The organism is Paenibacillus sp. J22TS3, assembly GCF_018403205.1.
In the GTDB taxonomy this organism is placed as follows: domain Bacteria; phylum Bacillota; class Bacilli; order Paenibacillales; family Paenibacillaceae; genus Fontibacillus; species Fontibacillus tuaregi.
In genome coordinates, this window is sequence record NZ_BOSF01000002.1 from 341,444 (window position 1) to 361,643 (window position 20,200).

Genomic DNA, 20,200 nt, shown 5'->3' on the forward strand with positions numbered 1-20,200 from the left:
AAAAAATAACCGATCTCAGCAGAGGTGATAAGTGATTCTGAAAAAGCGGAGTGTCCGCCTTTGTCTCCGAAATGCCCCCATGGATATCTATTTCAAGCGTTTCGGTGACACAGGGGTCGTAAGAACACTCGGCATCACACCGCCCCAAAAGGGTAATCTTCATAAGTCATTTTATATAACCTTAATAAGGCAATATGAGGAAGAAGAGGTGGGGCTCATGGAATTCTGTTATCAGATGAACAAGAGGCGGATTGTGCAGACGGGCAATACTTATTTGTACAAGGATATGGTGGCACAGCTTAAGCAGCTGCAGTGTGCTTATCCCCATTTTGAAGTGTTGGAAATCGGCCGAAGTGTAATGGGGAAGCCGCTTTATTGTATCCGGCTGGGCAGTGGGCCTAAGGCGTTCCATATGAATGGGGCGGTTCATGCTAACGAGTGGATTACAGCTCCGCTGCTGCTGCGTTTTATTGAAGAGACGCTCGCTTCGACAGTGGAAAGCTCAGAGCGCTGGGGCAGGGAAGCCTGCTCATGGCTCAAGGAGATTACCTTATGGGCTGTGCCGATGGTGAATCCGGACGGGGTGAATTTATCCCAGGAAGGGATTACACCGGCTCATGCGAATGCAGGCCAGCTGCTGGGCTGGAATCAGGGAAGTACGGATTTCAGCCGCTGGAAAGCGAATATTCAGGGAGTGGATTTGAATGATCAGTTCCCGGCTTATTGGGAGGAAGAGCAGCGCCGAAGGGCGATTCTTATGCCGTCTGCCCAGGATTACGGGGGAACTGCTCCGCTGACAGAACCGGAATCGAAAGCGCTTGCAGATCTAACCCGGTGTGAAGACTTTGATCTTGCCGTCTCGTTGCACACACAGGGGAAGGAAATTTACTGGAATTATCGTGACATGGAGCCCGGCTATGCGGAGCAGCTCGCCAGAAGGCTGGCTTATGTATCCGGGTATCGTGCAGTCAAGCTTACGGGCAGTGATGCAGGTTACAAGGACTGGTTCATTCAGGAGTTTAGGAGGCCGGGATTCACGATTGAAGCAGGTGAGGGGGTAAACCCTCTGCCAGCCTCGGATTTTGAATTGATCTATGCGGAGGTGTCGGAGCTGCTCGCAGAGGTCATGAGATTCTGAGATTATTCAGAAGCCGGGAAAAGGGGTATCCTAAGGGTGTAGCTTATGAAGTAAGTTTTGCTTCGCAAAACTTTTAGCGTATGCTTCCGATGCCAGTTTTGCGTCGCAAAACTTTTAGGAGGAGATTAACATGAAACTGCAAAAGCTATGGTCGCTCAAGCGCTGGGGCCATATTTTCCGGCGGCTGCCAAGACTGCTCGCGTCCTCCAAAGTCCCTCTTCCCGAGAAGCTTCTGTTCCTGGTTCCAGCCGGATTGTATTGGGTTCTGCCGGATGTGATGCCCTTTATTCCGATCGATGACATCGCGGTAACGATGCTGCTCATGAATTGGTTCGTGACCCGTGCCGAACGTAAATATCCGGTTCAGTAGCCCCAAAGTAATATATCCACCTCTTGATCTGCTCCTTGCGCGAAAGGGGCAGATTATTTACAATATTCATATTGGGTTTGTTACTATGAATAGGAGAGAGAGCCATGAGCGTTAAGATCACACGCAATGCTGCGAAAATTATAAAAAAAGAGCTGGAAAAGGAAGAAAACCAGGGTAAAGGCCTCGTTCTGAAGGTGTTTGTCACTCACTCCCATGGTGATCATGCCCACTATGGCATGGATTTGGCCAAGCCTACAGATAAGGATACCGTGGTGTCCACCGACAAGGAAATCGATGTGATTGTCGATCCGAATGAACCGTTCCTGGAAGGCGTAAAGATTGACTATCTGTATTTCCCTGAAGAGGGCTTTGTGATCACGAACCCTTCCAAAGGGAACCACGGTGACCACTAGTTTTGACAAAAGAAGGGATTTAGCATGGCTAACGATATTCGCGTATGCGATAAATGCAATTATGTGCGCCTCAAAACGTTTGTGCCCAAGCTCCAGAAGCTCGCTCCGGATGCGGAGATCAAGGTGGGCTGCAAGTCTTACTGTGGACCCTGCGGTAAACGGGCATTTGTCTATATTAACGGCCGTTATGTAAGTGCCCCGACTGAGGACGAGGTGCTTGCGAAAGCCCAGGCTTTCGTGAAGAAGCCGCGCAAGTAATACGGCTGTCGACAGGCCGTAGACAGATTGGATACTTCCCCGTTTATGTTACTGCCATTTGATGTAAGAGTCCGGACAAGCCGTCAGGCTATCCGGACTTTTTTTGCGTGCTCAAGGCCGCGGCAGGGCTTTAACGAAGACTGTTCCCTCGCATTTAACCCTCCTGTAACACATCGGCCAAAGAGCCATAACACTTGCCGGATACACTTAGGGCAGTTGACCATGAAGCGAAGCATCAACCTGCCGTATTGGGGATACCCGCTGCCCCCGTGAATAGATTCATACTCCATCAACTCAACAGATCTCGTCAAGCCGTCAGAGGTGAAGCGGTCTGATATAAAAAAACTGCTCCGAAGGCCTAATGGCTCTTCGAAGCAGCTCCCTCAAACTTGTGAATGAGATCATATACAATCGTCTTATCCGAGTAATCCAATTGTTTCTTGGCTTCCTCATAGCCTTGCCGGGCACGCTCCACATCCGTCTTCTGACGGGTGGACAGATCGTAGCAGGCTCCGTTCTCGAATACCCCATCCGCAGAAGGAATGTAATAAATGCTGCCGTCCGTGAAGGCTCCGGAACGGAGAACGACCATTTTTTTGCGCTGGTCAAAAATATCATTCCCCATCATATAGTAAGGCTTGGACGAGATCCCCAGCAGATGAAGCAGGGAAGGCGTCATATCCAGCTGACCGGCCGGTGCCTCATACACCCCGGCATGCTTGCTGTCCGGCAGATGCACCAGCAGAGGCACCTGATTCATAATCTGCTCCATATCCAGATCGTTCAGACTTCGTCCGAGAAATTGCTCGTAATAGTCCTTATCCTTAACGGAATTATCATGATCCCCGTAGAAATAAAGAATCGACTTGTCCCACAAACCTTCCGCCTTCAGCTGATCGACCAGCTGGCCCAGTGCCGCATCGGTATAATGAATCGCCTGAAGGTAGTCGCCGAAGATGGTTCCAGCGAATGTGCCGGTATCCAGTTCCTGAAGCTGTTTCGGAAGCGCATAAGGATGATGGCTGGATAAGGTAACCATGTAAGAGTAGAAAGGCTGCTTTTCCTTGCCCATGAAATCCAGAGACTGCTTAAAGAACGATTTATCCCCGAGCGACCAGCCCAGCGGCTCGTCGATGGTGTAGTCTTTTTTGCTGTAGAAGCGATCGTAGCCCATATTCTTATACATCGTGTACCGGTTCCAGAAGCTGCTGTCATAAGCATGGAACGCTGCCGTATAATATCCATGCTCCTTTAAAATCTGGGGCAGGACATCATATTGGTGGTCAGGAAAGCGCGTAAACACGGAACCGGTTGGCAGCGGATGCAAGGAACTGTGGGAAGAGAAGTCTGCATCCGAGGTGCGTCCCTGGCCTGTCTGATGATAGTAATTGGAATAATACAAGCTTTCCTTCATGAGTTTATTAAAGTTCGGGGTTATTTCTTGTCCGTTGACCTGTTTCCCGATCATGAAGTTCATAAATGCCTCGGCCTGCACTACAATGATGCTGCTGCCCTTGTAGGCGCCGTAGGTCTCGTTCATCTCCGGGCCGTCCGCACGGGCATCTTCGTACCACTTCTTGATATCCGCAATCTCCTGATCGGACAGCTGCTGCTTCGGTCCCCAATGCTCCTGGCCATACTTGTAGGCATCGTAATAATGGAAGCCTAATAGTCCTGTCACATTGTACAAGGCGAGATTCCACCAGTTCCCCACGAACAAGCCGACTGCCCAGGTGGACGTGTAATAATTAATCGGCCCTAGGGCAAGCGCCAATCCCAGAGCCAGCGTAACCACACCGGTAATGAAGCGGGTCAGCACCCTTTTCAAGCGGGAGCCGCGGGCTTGGAACTGGTGTACAGTCAATATATCACGGCGCTTTCTCCGAGCGAGGACAAAGATCATTGGGATGTACAGCAGCCAGTCGATGAAGAACCAGATATCTGTCCAATGAATCAGCTCGCGGATGCTCTCGCCAAGCTCACCCACCTGGCCGGCCTGAAGCAGAACCGGAATAGTGATAAAATCCTGGAAATAACGGTAGTACACCAAATCCGAGAAAATAAGTGCGGTAAGCAGAAGATTGAGAATGCTTAGTGCGATCCCCCGGCCTCTTCTGGGAAGCCATAAGGTCCAGAAGGATGCGGCCATGACCGAGCCGATGGCGATGACATAATCGAGCTTGCTCATATCAATATTGTTGGCGTGCAGGTGGGAGTGCATGTAAGCCAGCTTCCAGATCATAATCGCAATGAACAGGATGTACTCTATGTTTTTGTATTGGAAAATACGCTTGAGTGGCGCAGCCGCACCACTCATATTGAACTTATTCATCGTGAATCTCTAACTCCTTCCACGGCAAGAACCGTTTCCCCCGTCTTAGCGGCGGGGAGGAAGCGGTCCGAGAAACTGGAGATACTGGCATTCAATCCGGCCGTTGAACAGCTTGCGGCGCTTGTCTGCTTTCTTATGGAAGTCCTGCTCGAACTGTTTGGTTGGCGTGATGGCGAAGAAGGACCAGGTTGGAAGACCAGCTGCGACTTTTCCCAGCTGGCTGATCAGCTTCCGGACCTCCTTCTCATCGCTAAGGCGCTCGCCATACGGCGGATTGGTTATCAGACATCCAAAGTCCCCTTGCGGGGTAATGCTGGCAGCCGGAAGCTTTTTGAAAGTGATTTCTCTGCCAAGACCTGCGCTTTTGGCCGCAGCCATGGCGATTTCGATCGCTTCCCCGTCGATATCGCTGCCCGTAATGTTCAGGGGAATATCGTCGCGCACCGCATCGAACGCTTCTTCACGGGCTTCCTGCCACAGCTCCTTCGGAATCACCGGCCAATTCTCGGAATTGAAGGAGCGCCGCAGCCCTGGAGCGATGTTCCAGCCGATCATTGCGGCTTCAATCGGTATCGTGCCTGATCCGCAGCACGGATCATAGAGCGGCCGGTGCGGACCCCAGCGGCTCAGCAGAATAAGCGCGGCGGCCAGAGTCTCCTTCAGCGGAGCTTCTGTTGCGTGCTTGCGGTATCCGCGCTTGTGAAGCCCGGGACCGGTTGTATCCAGCGTAAGCAGCGCTTTGTCATTCAGCAGGTTGACCTCGATGACATACCGGGGGCCATTTTCCTGGAACCACTCGGTACCGTAAGTCATCTTCAGCTTCTCAACAACCGCCTTCTTCACAATGCCCTGACACGCTGGCACACTGCTGAGCTGGGATTTGTGGGAGCGTCCCTCAACCGGGAATTCCCCATGGGCGGGAATCCAGTCCTGCCATGGGAGCGCCTTCGTTCCTTCGAACAGCTCGTCAAAGGTGACGGCGTTAAATTCGCCAAGCTTAACGAGAACACGGTCCGAGGTACGCAGCCACAGATTGCAGCGGCAGATATCGATCAGATCTCCTGTAAAATTAACGCGCCCGTTCTCCACGCGCACATCATCATATCCTAAGTCTTTAAGCTCACGCGCCACGACCGATTCGAGCCCCATCGGTGACGTGGCAATCAGTTCCAATTGCCTTGACATCTTCTCAACTCCATTTTGACTTGTGGGAAAGCTTCAAAAATCATACAATTTAGGTTGATATTCATTCAATATAGTATAGGACAATGTACATAAACATACAATTGGGGTTTGATGTCGCACCACTCAATTACGTTCTTAATTTAATTAACGGAGTAAGAAAGGAAAATGTTTACATGACAACGCCAGAACAATCGCCAGAACAATACAGTGAGGATCTATATCCAGCTGACGATACTTTAACCAGGGTCAAAGAATCCATTGCCGCCGCAGGGATTCGGGATGTCTCCATCGCGCCCGGCTACGGCCGGCTGCTGACGATGCTTGTTCAAATGTCCGGGGCCTCAAGAGTGCTTGAGATCGGAGCGCTTGGAGGTTACAGCGGAATCTGCCTAGCCCGGGGATTAACACAAAATGGTGAGATCGTCTCTCTGGAGCTTAAGCAGGAGAACGCAGACCTGGCCGGGCGCAATATGAGTGAGGCCGGTTACGGGGGGCAGGTCCGGTATATGGTCGGCCCGGCTTTGGACAGCCTGGAAGCCCTCCATGCCGAGGGGGAGAAGTTTGATTTCTTTTTTATTGATGCCGACAAGGAGAATTACCCGAATTATCTGGAATACGCGATCCGGTTGGCCCGGCCTGGCGCTGTGATCGCTGGGGACAACACACTTCTAAGGGGAAGAACGCTCGACTCCGACAAGAACGGTCCTTCTGTTCAAGCGATGCGTAAGTTCAATGAAACAATTGCCCAAGACGAGCGCTTGATCAGCACGTTTATTCCGGCTTATGACGGGCTTGCGCTGGCTTTGGTGAAATAATATTCTTCACGGAAGCGAAAAAATAAAACCACCGGTCAGAGTTACTCCTGACCGGTGGTTTTTTGCTTGCTCTAGCCTGCCCTTGCAAGCTGGCATCCGCCACCGTTACTGGAAGGAAGGCGTGTTCCGCCGGTGGTGCTTGTACAGCTTGGCTCTGACCCAGACGGTATTGGCCAGCAGGAGTACTCCGGAAATAATAAAGATCCCCTCCACACCGATGTATCCGGACAAGAGGCCGCCGATGGAGGCACCCAGCATGTTGCCCAGGGCAAGGGTACTGCTGTTGAAGCCGAAGGCCCGGCTCTCCATGCCGTCCGGGGTATAGGAACGGATTAGCGCGTTCACACTTGGCAGAAGCCCGCCCATGCAGATCCCCATCAGAAACCGGATGACCACAAGCTGCCATACGTTCTGGGCAAAGGCCTGGGGAATGAGCGTAAGGGCAGTCCCGATCAGGGCAAAGGTCAGAATCCGGTGGGCTCCAACCTTGTCACTTAACTTCCCGAGAATCGGGGAGGTGATCATGTTGGACAGTCCGGTCACCGCACTCACAAACCCTGCCCAGAACGACAGGTTAACCGCGCTGCCGTGCAGCTTCTCAACATAAAGCGGCAGCACCGACATCGGACTGATCATAGCGAACTGCAGCAGGAACGTGACGGCGAACAGCGCAGTAAGCTGCGGAGTCTTGTTTAATTCGCGGAAGCCGGCAAGCACTGAAATCTGCGGGGTATGCGAGGCTTCCTCGCGGTCAAAATTCTCTTTGACCAGAAACAATGCCAGCAGCGAGGCCACGAGAAGAAGCCCGCCTGTAATATAAAATATAGGCCGGAAGCCGACCCAATCGGCAAGCAGCCCGCCGATGAGCGGTCCAAGAATTGTACCGGCTACAATTCCCGACTGCATAATGCCCATGGCGAAGCCCATGCGCTTCTTCGGAGTCGTGCCGGAGATCAGTGAGACCGCAGCCGGATTGAAGCCGGAGATGGTCCCGTTAAGCAGGCGAAGGGCAAGCAGCTGCCACGGAGCTGCAGCGAAGCCCATTAAGGTGACGACAACCGCCATGCCGAAGCCGGAGCGCAGGAGCATGACCTTTCTTCCGTAACGGTCTGCGAGCTTTCCCCAGATCGGCTGAAATATAAATGAGGTCGCAAAGTTGGCTGCAAATATGGTACCGGCCCATAATCCGAGCGACCTTTCACCATGAACGCCGAGATCCTGGGACAGATACAAAGCAAGAAAAGGAGTGATCATAGTCATCCCGGCATTCACCAGAAATTGACCAAACCACAACACGACGAGGTTAAGCTTCCAGGTTGGCAAGATGCGGCCACTTCCTTTCTAAAGTTCTATTATATCATAACGCTAAATTGTTTAATTTTAACGGATTTCATAGGATTGTCATGCCTTCTTCATCGATGACGGGTTGTTACTTACTTTTAAAAAGGGCATAATGGAATTTAGGGAAATTTTATAGATGGAGGCGTCTTCATGACCTATAATGATCGGTTCATCCGTGCTTGTCTTAAGCAGGAGGTGGATCAGCTGCCTGTGTGGTACATGCGTCAGGCCGGCCGCTATGATCCGGAATATCGTAAGATTAAAGAGAATTACAGCCTGCTGGAAATTTGCAAGCAGCCCGAGCTGGCAGCGGAAGTCACCATGATGCCGGTCAGGAAGCTTGGCGTCGATGCGGCTATTTTATATTCGGATATTATGAACCCGGTTGCTTCAATCGGGATTGATTTTGATATTGTTAAGAATATTGGACCTGTCATTGATAACCCGATCCGCACGGCTGCTGATATTGACCGTCTCCGTCCGATTGATGTGGAGAAGGATCTGCCGCATATTATGGAGACCATCCATATTCTAGACCGTGAACTTAGCGTTCCGCTGATTACGTTTGCAGGAGCTCCATTCACGATTGCAAGCTATCTGATTGAAGGCCGTCCATCCAAGAGCTATATCCGCACCAAGAGCTTGATGTATGGCGAGCCTGAGCTGTGGCACCGTCTGATGGACAAGCTGGGAGACATGGTGATTGAATATCTGAAGCATCATGTGAAGAACGGCAGCAAGGCTTTCCAAGTCTTTGACAGCTGGGTAGGCGCCCTGTCGCCCAAAGATTTTGAGATTTATGTGCTGCCGACCATTACACGTATCTTTGCCGAACTTGAGTCACTCAATGTACCGAAAATATATTTTCCTGGGGTCAGCTCGGGAGAACTGCTGCCCACACTGAGAGGAATCAAGGCTGATGTGATTGGTCTTGACTGGCGTGTCTCGATTGAGGAAGGCCGCCGCCGGACCGGGGGAGGCTTCGCAGTACAGGGGAATCTGGACCCTTATGTCCTTACTGCCCCGATGGATGTTATTAAGCAGTACGCCAAAGAGATTATTGATGAAGGCATCAAGTCACCGGGATTTGTGTTCAACCTGGGTCATGGCTTGTTCCCTGAGGCCTCGCTGGACAAGCTTCGCGAGCTGACGGAATATGTGCACGAATACTCGGCGCAGGCGCTGCGTCAGAGCAAGTAAGGTTTACACGCATCACAACGACGCAATAAATTACTTACCGAGGTGAATTGAATCCGTGAAAAATAAAATCGGTGTACTTGTCATGTCCTACGGCACTCCCGAAAGTCTGGATCAGGTCGAGGCTTACTATACCCATATCCGCCGGGGGAACCCGCCATCGGAAGAGCAGCTGAAGGAGCTGAAAGACCGCTATGAAGCTATCGTTGGCGGGGTGTTCCCGCTTAGAGCGAATACCGACAGCCAGGTTGAAGCGCTTCAGATGACTCTGAACCGCGATTCCGCGGACAAGGATGTAGAGTTTGTATGTTATCAAGGTCTCAAGCATGCCTATCCGTTCATCGAGGATGGGGTTGAGCAGATGGCCAAGGACGGAATTACACGAGCTGTTGGAATCGTGCTTGCGCCACACTATTCCATTATGAGTGTTGGGGGATATATCAAGCGTGCGGAGGAGAAAGCTGCTGAGCATGGAATCCGTTTTTCTTTTGTGAAGAGCTATCACCTGCATCCGAAGCTGATTGAGGCGTTGACCCAGCGCGTGAGCAAGAAGCTGGACCAATTCGAAGAGGTTGGAGCGAAACGGGACAGTGTGAGAGTGCTGTTCAGCGCGCACAGCCTGCCGGAGAAAATTCTTGAAATGGGAGACCCGTACCAGGATCAATTGCTTGAGACTTCTAAAGCGGTGGCTGATCGGGCCGGCGTAAAGAACTGGCAGTTCACCTGGCAGAGTGCAGGCCGTACAGCGACGCCATGGCTCGGGCCGGACATTCTGGATACCCTGCGTGAACTAAGTGTGGAGCAGGTTGAGGATGTGCTGGTCGCACCGATTGGATTCGTATCCGATCATCTGGAGGTGCTCTACGATCTGGATATCGAAGCGCAGGCTGTGGCCGGTGAGCTCGATATGAGACTAATGCGCACGGATGCGCTAAACACCGATCCTTTGTATATGGAGACGCTTAGCGACGTCATAATCAAAGCATGGGAAGAGGAATGAACAAGCTATGAGTGATTCTGCTAGGAAGATTGTAATCGTCGGGGGAGGACTTACCGGGCTGAGTGCGGCATTCTATATCCGGAAGTTCTATAAGGAGAAGGGAGTTCCTGTCCAAATCTCGGTGCTGGAGAAGGGAAGATCGATGGGCGGCAAAATCGAGACGCTTCACCGGGACGGCTTCGTCATCGAGAAGGGACCGGATTCCTTCCTCTCCCGCAAGACGGCGATGATTGATCTGGCGAAGGAGCTTGAGCTTGATCATGAGCTCGTATCCATGAATCCGGCAGCGAAGAAGACGTATATCGTCAAGCGCGGCGAACTTCATCCGATGCCGTCCGGTCTGGTGCTGGGGATTCCTACAGAGCTGGGGCCGTTTCTTAAGAGCGGACTGATATCCTGGGGTGGTAAAATGCGTGCGCTGATGGACTTCCTCATTCCGGCCCGCAAGAGTACGGAGGATGAATCTCTGGGGCATTTTATCGAGCGGAGATTGGGTGCGGAAGTGCTGAGCAATGTGACCGAGCCTCTTCTAGCCGGCATTTATGCGGGGGATACCTACAATCTGAGTCTGAAGTCCACTTTCCCGCAATTCGGTGAAGTGGAGCGGGCACATGGCAGCTTGATGCGCGGCATGATGACCGGCAAGAAGCCGGTTGAGACGCATACCGGGACCAAGCGCAGCGCATTTCTCACGTTTAGACAGGGGCTCCAGACGTTGATTCATGGTCTTGTCCACGAGCTTACGGATGTCGAGCAGCGCCTGGAGACCGAAGTGGCTTCCATCCGCCGCGGCGGCAAGAGCGGTTATGAGGTCCTCCTAACGGACGGCGAAGTGCTTGAGGCAGACCAAGTTGTGGTTACAACTCCGGCTTTCAGTGCTGCCAAGCTTCTGGAGCCGTTTGTGGATGTGAGCCCGCTTAAGGCCATTAACTACGTTTCGGTTGCTAACGTTGTGCTTGCTTTTGATAAGAAGGAGCTTGAAGGCGTCTTGGACGCTTCCGGGTTCCTGGTTCCGCGTAAGGAAGGACGCAATATTACGGCATGTACCTGGACCTCCATGAAGTGGCTGCATACCAGTCCGGACGACCGGGTGCTGCTGAGATGTTATGTGGGCCGTTCCGGGGATGAGCAGAATGTGCAGCTTCCGGATGATGCATTGACCGATCTGGTCCTGAAGGACCTTAGGGAGCTTATGGGAATCCAGGCGAAGCCGTTGTTCTCGGAGATTACCCGGCTGCCTAAATCCATGCCCCAGTATCCGGTCGGCCATCTGGAGCAAATTTCCAGCCTGCGTAAGGAGCTCGGTTCCAAGGCGCCTGGACTTTATGTTACCGGGGCGGCTTTTGAAGGGGTTGGACTGCCGGATTGTATTAAGCAGGCGAAGGAACTCGCCCAGAGAATGGTGGGGGAGTAACTTTGGGGTTAAGAGCGCAGATTACCTTACTCACCTGAATGGATAACTCCATATCATTAATAGTGACCGTGCGGAGTCAATACCTGCACGGTCACTTTTGGTTTATCAACGCTGCTTTCTCAGCCAAGCAGTGGTAGAGAGAAGATGCTCTATTTTATCGGACTACTTAACGGATCATTGGGTAAGACGCATGGAGAACAGTTTAACGGAGCAAATCTTCTTGTACGCCGGATGAATTGTTCTTTAAGGTCGCTGTTGTGCACGGATTTCTTGGTCTAAACCATTTCAATATGGAAGCAATCCGTTCACAAAGACGAACGCTCTGCTTCGTCAGAATTATTTCGCTTTTTTATCCTCAGGTATGTACACCCGCGCACTATTCCGGTTATCTTCCCCACTTATTGCGCATATCTTCGCTTATGAGGCTTGGAAATTGGCTTTTTTGCACAACAGGATACAGTAATGTTGCTTTAGTTCAACAAATTTACCTGATATAATAGATTCGGGTTGCCTGCCTCAAATTTAATAGAATTGAAGGAGTGAATTATGCTTCAGCCGAGATCGCAAAAGTATAGCGCCGAGAAGAAGCGTAAACAGCAGCGTCAGGGCCGGTTCTGGGCGCTTGTGAATTTGACGTTAATTGTAATTATTGGACTTGTTGTCACATTTACTTATTTGAACAACAAATACATGCAGGAAGCCGCTAGTCCAAGTGATACTGTAGATAACCTGACCACTCCTAAGAATAACAGCCAGAATACTTCAGGCGGCAACAGCTCCAGCGCCGTGAATACACCGGACACGGACACTTCGGATAACGGTTCGTCAATCCAAACCTCTAAGAACGCTAAGGAGACTTTGCTGATTAATTTTGCAGGAGATACGATCTTCTCGGGTAAAGTAGCGGACAAGATGAATCAGAACGGAATTGATTATCCGTTCAAGTACGTCAAGGATTTGTTTCAGAAGGATGACTTGACCATCCTTAACTTGGAGACCCCGGTGACCACAAGAGGCATTGGTGCAAAGAACAAACAGTTTGTTTTCAAAGCCCATCCGGATGCGATTAAGGCCATGAAGGACGCAGGGGTCGATGCGGTGAACGTAGCCAATAACCATACGCTCGATCAAGGGGAACAGGGGCTTCTGGATACTTTGGACCATCTGAAGGCTAACAATATCCCGTTCGCAGGCGCTGGAAGAAACAGTGATGAAGCTTATGCTCCGGTATACATAGAACGGAAGGGCATGAAGATTGCCCTGTTTGGCTTCACCCGGGTGCTGCCTGAGCTTGGATGGAACGCAAGAGCGGGGAGACCTGGGCTTGCGGGTGTCTACAATGAGGATGTGAACTTGGCTGTCAAGTCGATTCAAGATGCCCGGAAAAAGGCGAATCTTATTATTGTGGTGGCCCACTGGGGCAAGGAAAGGGTCACCGTGCCCGACAAAAACCAGACCACACTCGCCCATTCGTTTGTTGAAGCGGGGGCCGATTTAGTCATAGGCGGGCATCCGCATGTTCTTCAGGGTGTAGAGCAATATAAAGGCAAGTGGATTGCTTACAGCACAGGGAACTTTATCTTCACCAAAGCTACGAATCGTCCCAAAACCTGGGACACGGCAGTATTTCAGGCCCGCTGCACCACCAAGGGGAATTGTGATCTGCGGATGATTCCTTATTTCACGGAAATCGGTCAGCCTGTTCCTAAGAATGCCGCTGACGGAGCCAAGCTGATTAAGGAAATTGACAGCTTGTCCCCAGGCGTCAATATTGACGCCAACGGAAATTTCAAAGCAACGAAGAATAATACCAGTCTTGGCATGACCAAACCGGATGCCGGAGATTTGGTTGCAGGCAGCAACTCCGGCTGAAGACAGGAGGAACCCTAGAATGACGGATTACTGCGCGGCACACCGGGGATTCTCGGGCATAGCGCCGGAGAATACGATGGCAGCAGTAAAGCTGGCCATGGAGAACACTTATGTCAAGTGGATTGAGGTGGATGTCCAGCTGTCCAAGGACGGAGTCCCCTTTCTCATTCATGACTATACCTTGAACCGGACCACAAGCGGCAGGGGACCTGTGAAGGATGCGCTCTGGGATGAGCTCAGCCGCCTGGATGCCGGGAGTTGGAAATCCCCTGAATATGCAGGTGAAAGACTGGTGACGCTGGACCGCTTCCTTGAAGCGGTCCAGGGTCGTCTACAGGTTAATCTTGAGATCAAAACCGAGAATGATAAATACCCGGGTCTGGAAGAAAGAATGGTTGCGGCCGTTAAGAAACGGGGGATGGAGCAGGATGTGGTTTTTACCTCCTTCGACACAGGAGCGCTTCGCAAAGTGAAGAAGATTGACCCGGGAATGCGGACAGGACTTATTATCGACGGAAGACCGGCCGATTTGCTGGAACGACTGAAGGACCTTGGCAGTGACTTCCTGTCTATTTCTTACAGGTATTTGACATCGGAATTTGCTTCCCGTGCGGTACAGTCTGGGATAGAGATTATGGCCTGGACAATTGATGACGCAAAGACAATGAAGCGGATTTCGGAGATGCATCCTGAAATCATGATCTGTACGAACCGCCCGGATGTCTGGCAGGATACCTTTATAAACGGGAAGGTGCCCAAAGCAAGATTCGGATTTTTAAAATGGGGAAGGAAGTAGATATTGATGAGATCCATAGTACGCAATGTATACTGTGTGGGCCGGAATTACCGGCTTCATGCCGAGGAGCTAGGCAATGCCGTTCCGACAGAGCCTATGATATTTCTAAAGCCTTCACATGCGGTAGTTCCTATGGACGGGGGTGTTGTAGAGCTGCCAGGTGACCGCGGGGAAATTCATTATGAGGCCGAGCTTGTGCTGCGGATTGCCCGTACCTATGTGCCCGGAATTTCCGTGAATGAGCTTGTGGACGTTATGGCTCTTGGTATTGATTTCACGCTTAGGGATGTGCAGAACGACCTGAAGAAGAAGGGGCATCCTTGGACTGCGGCCAAGGGCTTCCGCAACGCCGCGCCACTAACCCCATATGTTGCATTCCCGGGGACGGAGGAGATTGGTCTGCGTTATTTCTCGCTTCAGAGAAATGGCGAGACGGTTCAGAAAGGAAATGCCGGGGATATGATTTTCTCCCTTCAGGAGATCGTGGATTACATTGCGGATCATTATGGACTTGATGAAGGTGACCTTATTTATACCGGTACTCCAGCAGGAGTGGGCCCGGTATCGGATGGGGACAAGCTTGAGCTTAGCCTTGATCAGGATGTGCTCGGAAGCTGCACGATCCGGCTGAGAGGATAAGCGGGTGGCCTGGCTGATTGGTTTCATCTGTGCGTTGGCGGTTGCCGGCGCTGCTTTTTATAAGAACTCACTTACATTATCAGGCATGTGTGCGGCTGTAATTATGGGCACGGTTTATTATGGTGCCGGAAACGTGTTCTGGTTCGGCACACTGCTGCTGTTCTTCATTACCTCTACGCTGCTCTCCAAGTGGAAGGGCCGGCGCAAGGAAGAGCTCGAGAAGTCCTATGCCAAAACCGGGCGGCGTGATGCGGGGCAGGTCATGGCTAACGGAGGGCTTGGCATGCTTGTATGCCTGCTCAACTGGATATGGCCTGAACCGTTATGGGCCTATGCATTTATAGGCATCATGGCTTCTGTAACCGCAGATACGTGGGCTACAGAGGTCGGCGGATTAAGCCGAAGACCCCCGCGCTCCGTATTAACATGGAAGGTGCTAGCTCCCGGAACCTCGGGAGGCGTATCCTGGCTGGGGAGCGCAGCAGCGGCGGCGGGCGCTTGTGTAATCGGCGCAGGGGCATGGCTGCTGCTTGGAGCGGGCGGACCCCAGAGCGGGAGCTTCTGGATTTGGCTGGCCGCCGGAGGAATCGGCGGTCTTGCCGGGGCGTTCACCGACTCTGTACTTGGCGCAAGCCTGCAGCGCATGTACCGCTGCCCAGTATGCGGGCGTGAGGTGGAAGTGCCCGTCCACTGCGGTGTAGACACGATACCTTCCAGAGGTCTGGCATTTATGAACAACGATGCGGTCAATTTGCTCAGCTCCTTGATGGGCGGGCTGATCGCATTCATAATTGGTTTTATTGCATCATAGGAGGGTGACGAATATGAGTGAGGTCCAGGGAGATAAATACAAGGCTATACTGGACGCGGCATTCGCCTTGTTCGGTTCGCAAGGCTTCTATGATACCAAGATTTCAGAAATTGCCGAGCTCGCGGGAATCGCCAAAGGCACGGTGTATATTTATTTTAAAAGTAAGGAAAAGCTGTTCGCCGCCGTCTCAGAGCGGGATTTCAATGAGTTTCTCAGCCGTCTTGAGGACGGCCTTGCGGCCTGCAGCAATATTAAAGAGCAGTTGCGGTTTATTGCCAAACACCATCTGGAGTATTATTATGAGCGCAAGGGTCATACGAAGCTGTTCTTTATGGCGCCTAATAATGACCCGGAGCTCATGAGGCTCATGGAGAATTTCTTGCGGAGTTATATGGCCGCAGTATTTCGTATTCTCGAACAGGGTGGTGTGCCAGAGCCTCATCTGCACGCTAAGTCTTATATCGGCATGCTGGACCGCCTGAAGATGGACATCCTGTTCGACCAGACTTTTACGAAGGAAGACTTAACCAAGAATATCCACTTCGCCTCCCGTTTATTTATGTACGGCTGCAGGCTTCCTGAGACTCAGGGAGATTAAGTGGCTGATAACGGCAGGCGTTTCAAAATACATGGGCTGAAGTAGGGAAACCAATTATGAATATTATGACTGTTGAACAAATTTCCAAAAGTTATGGTGAGAAGGTGCTGTTCCAAGGGGCTTCCTTTGGGATGGAGGATCAGGACAAGATCGGCGTGGTGGGGGTCAACGGTACGGGGAAATCCACTTTCTTAAAAGTGATTGCCGGCCTGGAGCCTGCCGACGAAGGCAGGATTGCGGTGGGGAACGATGTGCGCATCCGTTATTTAGCGCAGAACCCCGACTATGATTCGGAGATGACGGTGCTGCAGCAGGTATTTCAGGGGGGCGGCACTGAGCTTGCGGCTGTCTATCAATATATGGAGGCGCTGAAGATGCTGGAGGAGTCACCCACGGACACTGCTCTTCAGGATAAAGTCTCCAGACTAAGCCAGGAGATAGACCGTCTTCAAATCTGGCAGCTGGAGAGCGAGGCCAAGAGTGTGCTTTCCAAGCTGGGCATTACCGATTTCGGAAGACGTATGGGGACCTTGTCAGGAGGACAGCGGAAGCGGGTTGCGCTTGCCTCCGCCTTGATTCAGCCTTCGGAGCTGCTGATTCTGGATGAGCCGACAAACCACATTGATAATGATTCTGTTGCTTGGCTGGAGCAGTATTTGCAGAAACGGCGCGGGGCGCTGCTGATGATTACCCATGACAGGTATTTCCTGGACCGGGTGGCCACCGTCATGCTCGAATTGGACCATGGACGCCTCTTCCGTTATGAGGCCAATTACAGCCGGTTTCTGGAGCTGAAGAGCGAACGTGAGGAGCGTGAGGCTTCAGCGGAGCAGAAACGGCAGAATCTGCTGAGAACGGAGCTGGCTTGGATCCGCAGAGGCGCCAAGGCCCGTAGCACCAAGCAAAAGGCCCGGATTGAGCGATTCGAGAACCTGCAGAACCAGAAGACCGAGCACAAGAGCGGGTCAGTGGACATTTCGGTGGCCTCGACAAGGCTCGGCCGCAAGATTCTGGAGATTTCCCATTTAGGATATGCGGCAGGAGAGCGGACTCTGATTCATGATTTAACTTATACGGCTGTGTCTGGTGACCGGGTTGGCATTGTGGGGCCTAATGGCAGCGGGAAGTCGACCCTGCTCAATCTGATAGCGGGCAAGCTTATGCCATCCCAAGGCAATGTCGAGCTTGGACAGACCGTAAAGCTGGGGTACTTCACGCAGGAGCATCAGGAAATGAACGGGGAGCAGCGTGTAATTGAGTATATTAAGGAAGAAGCAGAGGTCGTTACGACTGCGGACGGCTCCCGGATTACTGCTTCCCAGATGCTGGAGCGTTTCTTGTTCGATCCGGCTATGCAGTGGACGCCGATCGCCAAATTATCTGGCGGTGAGCGGCGTCGGTTGTATCTGCTGCGGGTGCTTATGGGAGCGCCCAATGTGCTGCTTCTCGATGAGCCGACCAATGATCTGGACATTCAGACACTAACGGTTCTGGAGGCTTATCTCGATGAGTTTCCTGGCGCAGTTTTTGTTGTCTCCCATGACCGGTACTTCCTGGACCGGACTGTGGACAAGATTATGGCCTTTGAAGGACAAGGCCAAGTGGCTGTTCATGTGGGGGATTACAGTGATTACGAGGAGCGGCTTCGCCGGACCAGCCAAGAGAATGTGAAGCAGGAACAGGCCGGACGCGATGCCCAGGTCAAGAACCGGGGAGAAGCGGGCGGCGGAAGTGCGGCTGCCTCACAACCTTCTGCTTCCAAGGAAAAAGTGAAGTTCAGCTATAATGAGCAGCGGGAATACGAGGCCATCGACGGCCTGGTTGAAGCGGCGGAAGAGCGGTTGAGCCAACTCGCAGCTGACATGGAGCAGGCCGCAAGCGACGCTGCCCGTCTTCAGGAGCTGATGCGGGAGCAGCAGGAGGCCGAAGCCGAACTGGAGCGGCTGATGGAGCGGTGGACTTACTTGAATGAACTGGCTGAGCGGATCGAAGCTCAGCGTAATGGTTAACCGCCGGTCGTTCCATACACGGCGGCAGCCCCGTTCTTACGGGAGCGTTCACACACCTATGTGACTAAAGCGTGCTCCAAGTTTGAAACGAGTAAAACCTGTACAGTCCATAGGAAGGACTGTCAATATAACAAAGACCGCAGAGGTGTAAGCCAAAGCGGTCTTTCGTTTCTTTTGAATGAAAGAAGGTGCTCGTCCCTTGCTTCCTTTATTTAAAGGAGGCGTAGCCTTCATCAGCCATAACGACACTGCCGTTGATTGCACTGGCTTCTTCCAGAGACAGCAGATATACGGTGTCGGCAACCTGTTCCGGCTGGGTCAATTTGTTGCCCATGACTTTGGATTTCATACTCTCGATCATACCCGAGTCTTTGTAACCCTGAATAATAGGAGTATCTACCGCACCTGGTGCTACAGCGAGAACCCGGATTCCAAATTGGGCCAGCTCAAGTGCTGCCGATTTGCTCATCATAATAACAGCGCCCTTGGTGGCATGATAAGCGAAGGTGCCAGGAGAAGCAAGGAAGCCGAAGACGGACGCCGTGTTGATAATAACCCCTTTGATGCCGAGCTCTCTCATTTTGCGGCCTGCGGCAATAATTCCATAGGCAACCCCATGCTGGTTAACCGCAATGGTCTGATAGTAGCGGTCCATATTTTGATCCAGTACAGGACCTGCTCCGCCAATTCCCGCATTGTTGAACATCACATCCAGTCTTCCATAAGTCTCGACTGCTTGGTTCACCAGAGCTTCCACGTCTTCGAATCTGGTTACATCCGTTTTCACGAAGATCGCTTCCCCGCCTTGGGATTTGATCGTCTCCACTACTTTTTGACCGGCCTCTTCATTAAAGTCTGCCACGACCACATGGTCGCCCTTGCTCGCAAATTTCAAAGCAGTTTGTTTACCGATTCCGCTGGCTCCGCCTGTAATGACTGCAACTCGTTGTGTACTCATCTTGGTCATCCTCCTAAGGGTATAAATGTGTGTTACCATCTCTTGTCTATATAATTTAATACATTTGTCTCTTAATTAAAATTTAGTTATTCTTATTAATAGTTAAGCAATAATTAATTAGGCGGGATGAACGATGAATTTAGAACAGCTTGAGTATATTGTTGAAATTGCCAAGACAGGTTCACTGACAGGAGCGGCGCGAAATGCGCACGTGACGCTGCCGGCAATCAGCCAGGCCCTGTCCTCCTTGGAGGAAGAGCTTGGGCTCAGCTTGTTCTCCAGGGCGAGGGGACAGGGGGCGGTACCAACGGCGGAAGGGCTAGTCATTATTGGGAAGGCCGCAGAAATCATTCATCAGATCCAGGAGATCCGGGAAGAAGCTCAGAGCTATACGAATTCCTTAAGCGGGGAGCTGCGGATTGGAACGATACCTGGTCCCATGCATCTGATCGTGGATGTGGTTGCCCAGTTTAAGAAGGATTTTCCCAAGGTGAAAATCACATTGGTGGAGAAGGGGCCTAAGGAGATTATGGAGGACCTTACCCATCACCGGATCGATATCGGGCTGATGGTTTTATTTGAACATTTCTCGCTCAGCGGGAGCGGACTGAAGTTTGAGAAGCTGCTTGAGGGGAATATTGTGGCCGCGGTAAGCAAGAGATCCCCAATAGCCCTCTGCAGGAAGATGACACCGGAAAAGCTGTTGACCCAGACCCTGGTTCTGTATGATGATGACTATATCAAATGGTACATGGAACGGTTCATCGGGCAGTTTGGAAGTCCGGAGATTCTATTCACCACAAATAACACACAAGCCATCCAAAATGCGGTCAGAGACGGAATTGCCATCACTATCGGCCTCGATTACTCTTTCATTTCCCAGCTGGCTTACCCAGAAGAGATGACCGTTATCATTCCACTCGACCTGCCAGATTCCAAGCCTGTTTATTACGGCTGGGTTCATCCAGAGGGCAAGTATTCCTCACAGATCGCCAGGAAGTTTGTAAATCGGTTGAAGTCAAGGCTGTAGAGAGACGAGGTGGTGGCTTGAATG

General features: G+C 51.7%; 19 protein-coding genes. 15 read left to right on the forward strand and 4 right to left on the reverse strand.

From position 1 onward, the window contains the following. Positions 1 to 217: 217 nt before the first annotated feature. The 4 genes from KJS63_RS07415 to KJS63_RS07430 all read left to right on the forward strand — a co-directional run bounded on the left by KJS63_RS07415 (position 218) and on the right by KJS63_RS07430 (position 2,179). Positions 218 to 1,138: a M14 family metallopeptidase gene (locus tag KJS63_RS07415; RefSeq protein WP_244862528.1), complete on the forward strand. Its 921-nt coding sequence runs from the start codon at positions 218 to 220 to the stop codon at positions 1,136 to 1,138. A 130-nt stretch (positions 1,139 to 1,268) separates the two neighbouring features. Then, the gene (locus KJS63_RS07420) at positions 1,269 to 1,508 is read left to right on the forward strand and encodes a hypothetical protein (RefSeq protein WP_213618576.1); all 240 of its coding nucleotides are present in this window, start codon (positions 1,269 to 1,271) and stop codon (positions 1,506 to 1,508) included. A 104-nt stretch (positions 1,509 to 1,612) separates the two neighbouring features. After that, the gene (locus KJS63_RS07425) at positions 1,613 to 1,921 is read left to right on the forward strand and encodes a HesB/IscA family protein (RefSeq protein ID WP_068619733.1); all 309 of its coding nucleotides are present in this window, start codon (positions 1,613 to 1,615) and stop codon (positions 1,919 to 1,921) included. A 24-nt stretch (positions 1,922 to 1,945) separates the two neighbouring features. Beyond that, the gene (locus tag KJS63_RS07430) at positions 1,946 to 2,179 is read left to right on the forward strand and encodes a YuzB family protein (RefSeq protein ID WP_068619732.1); all 234 of its coding nucleotides are present in this window, start codon (positions 1,946 to 1,948) and stop codon (positions 2,177 to 2,179) included. Between the two features lie 358 nt (positions 2,180 to 2,537). Here KJS63_RS07430 and KJS63_RS07435 read toward each other — a convergent pair whose 3' ends face one another. Then, positions 2,538 to 4,496 (reverse strand): LTA synthase family protein, encoded by a 1,959-nt coding sequence (locus tag KJS63_RS07435; RefSeq protein ID WP_244862555.1) that lies wholly within the window; start codon positions 4,494 to 4,496, stop codon positions 2,538 to 2,540. 60 nt (positions 4,497 to 4,556) lie between these two features. Then, complete coding sequence (locus KJS63_RS07440) at positions 4,557 to 5,696, reverse strand: THUMP domain-containing class I SAM-dependent RNA methyltransferase (RefSeq protein WP_213618578.1); 1,140 nt, start codon at positions 5,694 to 5,696, stop codon at positions 4,557 to 4,559. A gap of 173 nt (positions 5,697 to 5,869) precedes the next feature. Between KJS63_RS07440 and KJS63_RS07445 the strand changes: the two genes are divergently transcribed. After that, the gene (locus tag KJS63_RS07445; RefSeq protein WP_213618579.1) at positions 5,870 to 6,511 is read left to right on the forward strand and encodes an O-methyltransferase; all 642 of its coding nucleotides are present in this window, start codon (positions 5,870 to 5,872) and stop codon (positions 6,509 to 6,511) included. Positions 6,512 to 6,616: 105 nt separating this feature from the next. Here KJS63_RS07445 and KJS63_RS07450 read toward each other — a convergent pair whose 3' ends face one another. Beyond that, positions 6,617 to 7,834: an MFS transporter gene (locus tag KJS63_RS07450; RefSeq protein ID WP_213618580.1), complete on the reverse strand. Its 1,218-nt coding sequence runs from the start codon at positions 7,832 to 7,834 to the stop codon at positions 6,617 to 6,619. Between the two features lie 168 nt (positions 7,835 to 8,002). Here KJS63_RS07450 and hemE point away from each other — a divergent pair, with 168 nt between their 5' ends. From hemE to KJS63_RS07495, 9 genes are all read left to right on the forward strand, one after another. Beyond that, a complete protein-coding gene (hemE, locus tag KJS63_RS07455; protein WP_213618581.1) occupies positions 8,003 to 9,052 on the forward strand; it encodes a uroporphyrinogen decarboxylase in 1,050 nt (349 codons plus the stop codon). Between the two features lie 55 nt (positions 9,053 to 9,107). Further along, the gene (gene hemH, locus KJS63_RS07460) at positions 9,108 to 10,049 is read left to right on the forward strand and encodes a ferrochelatase (protein ID WP_213618582.1); all 942 of its coding nucleotides are present in this window, start codon (positions 9,108 to 9,110) and stop codon (positions 10,047 to 10,049) included. A gap of 7 nt (positions 10,050 to 10,056) precedes the next feature. After that, positions 10,057 to 11,463, forward strand: a complete 1,407-nt coding sequence (gene hemY / locus KJS63_RS07465; protein WP_213618583.1) for a protoporphyrinogen oxidase — start codon at positions 10,057 to 10,059, stop codon at positions 11,461 to 11,463. 546 nt (positions 11,464 to 12,009) lie between these two features. Beyond that, on the forward strand, positions 12,010 to 13,335 hold the full coding sequence (locus KJS63_RS07470; RefSeq protein ID WP_213618584.1) for a CapA family protein: 1,326 nt from the start codon (positions 12,010 to 12,012) through the stop codon (positions 13,333 to 13,335). Positions 13,336 to 13,354: 19 nt separating this feature from the next. Further along, positions 13,355 to 14,131, forward strand: a complete 777-nt coding sequence (locus KJS63_RS07475) for a glycerophosphodiester phosphodiesterase (RefSeq protein ID WP_213618585.1) — start codon at positions 13,355 to 13,357, stop codon at positions 14,129 to 14,131. Positions 14,132 to 14,137: 6 nt separating this feature from the next. Further along, positions 14,138 to 14,770 carry a fumarylacetoacetate hydrolase family protein gene (locus KJS63_RS07480; protein ID WP_213618586.1) on the forward strand — a complete coding sequence of 211 codons (633 nt, stop codon included), beginning with the start codon at positions 14,138 to 14,140 and terminating at the stop codon, positions 14,768 to 14,770. A gap of 4 nt (positions 14,771 to 14,774) precedes the next feature. Next, positions 14,775 to 15,581, forward strand: a complete 807-nt coding sequence (locus KJS63_RS07485; protein WP_213618587.1) for a DUF92 domain-containing protein — start codon at positions 14,775 to 14,777, stop codon at positions 15,579 to 15,581. A gap of 13 nt (positions 15,582 to 15,594) precedes the next feature. Next, positions 15,595 to 16,179 carry a TetR/AcrR family transcriptional regulator gene (locus KJS63_RS07490; RefSeq protein ID WP_213618588.1) on the forward strand — a complete coding sequence of 195 codons (585 nt, stop codon included), beginning with the start codon at positions 15,595 to 15,597 and terminating at the stop codon, positions 16,177 to 16,179. 56 nt (positions 16,180 to 16,235) lie between these two features. Further along, positions 16,236 to 18,188: an ABC-F family ATP-binding cassette domain-containing protein gene (locus tag KJS63_RS07495; protein WP_213618589.1), complete on the forward strand. Its 1,953-nt coding sequence runs from the start codon at positions 16,236 to 16,238 to the stop codon at positions 18,186 to 18,188. Between the two features lie 208 nt (positions 18,189 to 18,396). On the opposite strand, the gene KJS63_RS07500 is transcribed toward KJS63_RS07495, so the two are convergent. Further along, the gene (locus tag KJS63_RS07500; protein WP_213618590.1) at positions 18,397 to 19,146 is read right to left on the reverse strand and encodes an SDR family NAD(P)-dependent oxidoreductase; all 750 of its coding nucleotides are present in this window, start codon (positions 19,144 to 19,146) and stop codon (positions 18,397 to 18,399) included. A gap of 133 nt (positions 19,147 to 19,279) precedes the next feature. Between KJS63_RS07500 and KJS63_RS07505 the strand changes: the two genes are divergently transcribed. Next, a complete protein-coding gene (locus KJS63_RS07505; RefSeq protein WP_213618591.1) occupies positions 19,280 to 20,176 on the forward strand; it encodes a LysR family transcriptional regulator in 897 nt (298 codons plus the stop codon). The last annotated feature ends 24 nt before the right edge of the window (positions 20,177 to 20,200 follow it).

What these genes read in the sequence shown, in the direction of transcription:
- KJS63_RS07435 (WP_244862555.1), bottom strand. Translation starts at nt 4,496, where the DNA reads ATGAGTGGTGCGGCTGCGCCACTCAAGCGTATTTTCCAATACAAAAAC.
- KJS63_RS07420 (WP_213618576.1), top strand. Translation starts at nt 1,269, where the DNA reads ATGAAACTGCAAAAGCTATGGTCGCTCAAGCGCTGGGGCCATATTTTC.
- KJS63_RS07425 (WP_068619733.1), top strand. Translation starts at nt 1,613, where the DNA reads ATGAGCGTTAAGATCACACGCAATGCTGCGAAAATTATAAAAAAAGAG.
- KJS63_RS07480 (WP_213618586.1), top strand. Translation starts at nt 14,138, where the DNA reads ATGAGATCCATAGTACGCAATGTATACTGTGTGGGCCGGAATTACCGG.
- KJS63_RS07440 (WP_213618578.1), bottom strand. Translation starts at nt 5,696, where the DNA reads ATGTCAAGGCAATTGGAACTGATTGCCACGTCACCGATGGGGCTCGAA.
- KJS63_RS07430 (WP_068619732.1), top strand. Translation starts at nt 1,946, where the DNA reads ATGGCTAACGATATTCGCGTATGCGATAAATGCAATTATGTGCGCCTC.
- hemY (WP_213618583.1), top strand. Translation starts at nt 10,057, where the DNA reads ATGAGTGATTCTGCTAGGAAGATTGTAATCGTCGGGGGAGGACTTACC.
- KJS63_RS07495 (WP_213618589.1), top strand. Translation starts at nt 16,236, where the DNA reads ATGAATATTATGACTGTTGAACAAATTTCCAAAAGTTATGGTGAGAAG.
- KJS63_RS07505 (WP_213618591.1), top strand. Translation starts at nt 19,280, where the DNA reads ATGAATTTAGAACAGCTTGAGTATATTGTTGAAATTGCCAAGACAGGT.
- KJS63_RS07415 (WP_244862528.1), top strand. Translation starts at nt 218, where the DNA reads ATGGAATTCTGTTATCAGATGAACAAGAGGCGGATTGTGCAGACGGGC.
- KJS63_RS07500 (WP_213618590.1), bottom strand. Translation starts at nt 19,146, where the DNA reads ATGAGTACACAACGAGTTGCAGTCATTACAGGCGGAGCCAGCGGAATC.
- hemE (WP_213618581.1), top strand. Translation starts at nt 8,003, where the DNA reads ATGACCTATAATGATCGGTTCATCCGTGCTTGTCTTAAGCAGGAGGTG.
- KJS63_RS07445 (WP_213618579.1), top strand. Translation starts at nt 5,870, where the DNA reads ATGACAACGCCAGAACAATCGCCAGAACAATACAGTGAGGATCTATAT.
- KJS63_RS07470 (WP_213618584.1), top strand. Translation starts at nt 12,010, where the DNA reads ATGCTTCAGCCGAGATCGCAAAAGTATAGCGCCGAGAAGAAGCGTAAA.
- KJS63_RS07475 (WP_213618585.1), top strand. Translation starts at nt 13,355, where the DNA reads ATGACGGATTACTGCGCGGCACACCGGGGATTCTCGGGCATAGCGCCG.
- KJS63_RS07490 (WP_213618588.1), top strand. Translation starts at nt 15,595, where the DNA reads ATGAGTGAGGTCCAGGGAGATAAATACAAGGCTATACTGGACGCGGCA.